The sequence below is a fragment of the Actinomadura atramentaria DSM 43919 genome (assembly GCF_000381885.1).
In the GTDB taxonomy this organism is placed as follows: Bacteria; Actinomycetota; Actinomycetes; order Streptosporangiales; family Streptosporangiaceae; genus Spirillospora; species Spirillospora atramentaria.
Genome location: NZ_KB907241.1, coordinates 1 through 2762 on the forward strand (window position 1 = coordinate 1; position 2762 = coordinate 2762).

At 66.0% G+C, this 2762-nt stretch carries 3 protein-coding genes; 2 read left to right on the forward strand and 1 reads right to left on the reverse strand.

What is annotated here, in order from left to right:
* Positions 1–283, reverse strand: a 283-nt coding sequence (locus G339_RS36085; RefSeq protein WP_033325021.1) for a hypothetical protein, incomplete at its 3' end; no start/stop codon positions are given.
* A gap of 288 nt (positions 284–571) precedes the next feature.
* Between G339_RS36085 and G339_RS0131960 the strand changes: the two genes are divergently transcribed.
* The gene (locus tag G339_RS0131960) at positions 572–1024 is read left to right on the forward strand and encodes a hypothetical protein (RefSeq protein ID WP_157408155.1); all 453 of its coding nucleotides are present in this window, start codon (positions 572–574) and stop codon (positions 1022–1024) included.
* A 357-nt stretch (positions 1025–1381) separates the two neighbouring features.
* Entirely contained in the window at positions 1382–1981 is a 600-nt protein-coding gene (locus G339_RS0131965) for a hypothetical protein (RefSeq protein ID WP_019635130.1), read from the forward strand.
* The last annotated feature ends 781 nt before the right edge of the window (positions 1982–2762 follow it).

Below are 2762 nucleotides of genomic sequence, written 5' to 3' on the forward strand. Positions count from 1 at the left end.
GGGCGGCGCGCTTCGGCGCGACCAACACCTCGCCGGACTCGGGATGGACACCGTCCATCAACGCGCGCGCCCGCGCCTTGTCGGCCTCACCGCGCAGCTCTTCCCCTGCCCGGATACCGACGTCGCCCAAGCCCCCGCCGAACCACGTCAAGCGGTTCGCTGGGTCCATCCGGTACGCGGTCTGCGCGTCCCCGGCGGCCTGCGTGTGGCCGCATCCGGCGGACGCCTCCAACCGGTACTCGACCTGCTCGACGGCAGGGCCGATCACCGTCAACCACGCCACCCCGCCGTCACCTCCGCCCGCGCCTCCCGCCCCAGGATGATCTTCGTATGGCGTAGCCATACCTGGGTGCAACCCGACGATCATGATCGTCGGGTTGCACCCAGCGCAAGAGGACAGGGGGCGACAGATATCTGTTGATGGGTCAGGTCGGCCAGTCGAAGGCGAGGCAGGCCCGGGGCGGGTGGCGCGCCAGGACGCGGACGGGTTGGCCGTGCGTACCAGCGTGTTTCGTCACGAAGCTCCCGCGTGTCGTCGTGACCTCTTTCACGACGACCGCACACTTGTCCTATGACAAGAGCAGATATTCCAGAAGAAACCCCCGAACCGGAAGAGGGGGCCATCGAGTTCGACCCTCCGTCCAACGACCGCTACCTCATGGCGCTGGTGGGCGTTACCACCGGCACACTTACAGGCGAGGTGGCCCTCACCATCGACTTCGGGGGAACCGTCATCACTGGGACGGTCATCAGCCCTGCTGCGTGGCGCGACCGCTATCTGGATAGCGTCGCCAGCTTCGCACCCGACCTAGCGCAGACGATGCGCGAGTTCTACGAGGCGCAGGACGAGTCGCGCTCCGCGCCTGAAAACGAGGGCGACGAGACGCCGCCACAGCCGGAGTACTTCATCCACTTTCGTGATGCCCGGATCTACCAGGGCCAGGTGGCCCAGGCAACGACCTTTCCCCTCTGGCGAGCGCGGGTCGATCACATCGTGGGATGGTCGCTCGGCGAAGTGCGTTGACCTGACCGGGTCGCCTGCCGCCTGCGGGCCACGGGAACAGGACGGCGACAAGTAGCGGGACGGCAGCGGCTGCGCGCGGAATGTGCGCCGGACGCTCGGTGCGCCGTGGACGGCCAGGCGTAGACGATGCCGCAGTACCGTCGGATTTCCAGTGGGGCGCGGAGCCGGGTGAACTCGACCGCAGGCGTCCGCGCCCCCCACGCCGCCATCTACCGTCTCGTTCCTCGATCCAGAGCAAGGGTGTGGCCGCTGGCGAGTTGGCGCTGGGGCCGGCTTGGACGTGTTAGCGCCATGGAGTCTGGGGGAGCGCTATCGTCGCCCCCCCCAGCCGCTACATCGCCGCAGCGAGCCCCGAAGATGGCGAAACGGCCGAAGAAGAACCGCTCCAGCCGCGACAAGCAGCTTGCTCGCGAGCGGGCTCGACGCCAGGCGAGGAAGTTCACCAACCCGCTGTTTGACCAGCCGCCGCCGTTCGGGCCGTACAAGGAGTGGATCCGCGTTCCGTCTGCGGCAAACGACCTGATCGAGTACCCGGGCAAGCACGATGAGCGGTTGGACGACGGTGCCAAGGAGATGGCGGACACGCTGATCCACCTGGGCCCACGCTACAAGGGCCAAGTGCCGATCGCCGCGCTCTACCTGGAGGAACAGATCAAACGCGGTGAAGTCTTCATCGCAATCACGGGCCGTCCTGATGAGTGCCGCGAGATCCCGCTGGTCGACCTCGCCCGTGATGTTTCCGATCCTGAGTTCCTCCAGAAGTTGCGTGAGGAGTATCCGGAGGCCGATCTCCCTGAGCAGGCCCAACTCGTGACCGATGACGCGGCGGCCTTCATCCTTCACTCGGTCCATGCGTTGGGGTACCTCGTGATGGACGACGACCACGTCCTGAACCTGGCGATACCGCCGACGGCACCAGGCGGCGAGTGGATCCTCAACGGCCACGTTGAGAAGTAGGTCCTGCGCGACCTTTTCGGACATCCAGGCCCCAGTCCGCATGCCCACGTGGACACCTTCAACAGCTAGTGGCCCGTCCGAGACCTGCTCCCTGACCCAGCAGTAGCGGGCTGCGCCGTGGGCGCGGGCAGCCTAGCTGGAGGAGATCCGGCCCACCATCGAGAACTCTTCCTCCAGAGGCAGGCTGGTTCCTGGAGCGACCTGCGCGATGATCGACCACCGGCGTAACGCAAGCGGCGGCGCTACGACCGCCCCCGAGGGGCTGGCGAGCCGTCCAGCCGAGTTATCCACAGGCCACGCCGTCGGTGAGCGTAGGTGTCCGGCGCACGTTGCTAGACTCGCCGTGCTGCCCGTTCCATAGGCCGCGTGTCTCTTCGTGGGGTCCTTGCCCTGGATTCGTCCGGGGGAGCTCGCCGGATGACCATCCGTCTGGTGAGGGCTCTACCGGCCAGCCCCATCGGGCCGGGGATGGGATGACGCGATCATGAAACGGTGGGACTGGTCTCGCTGGCGCGAGAGGCTCCGCACACATGCGTGGCTGATCGAAGCTGTCGTCAAGATGATCACCTGGTTGATCATCACGACGCACCGCTAACGAGTCTGGAGCCTTGCAGCACGAACGGCCTCGTACCAGGGTTCATCCCAAGATCCTGCCGGTACGAGGCCGTTTCGTCTGTTACAGAGAGTCATCGATGTGGTGTTGCTCACATGTGACACTGCTCTGCGCGTCCAACAGTACAACAGCGCCCGAGGTCTGTAACTGCAGGTCGGCCCATGCGAC

Excerpts from the sequence above, each read along its gene's own strand:
- G339_RS0131960 (WP_157408155.1), top strand. The coding sequence starts at position 572 with ATGACAAGAGCAGATATTCCAGAAGAAACCCCCGAACCGGAAGAGGGG.
- G339_RS0131965 (WP_019635130.1), top strand. The coding sequence starts at position 1,382 with ATGGCGAAACGGCCGAAGAAGAACCGCTCCAGCCGCGACAAGCAGCTT.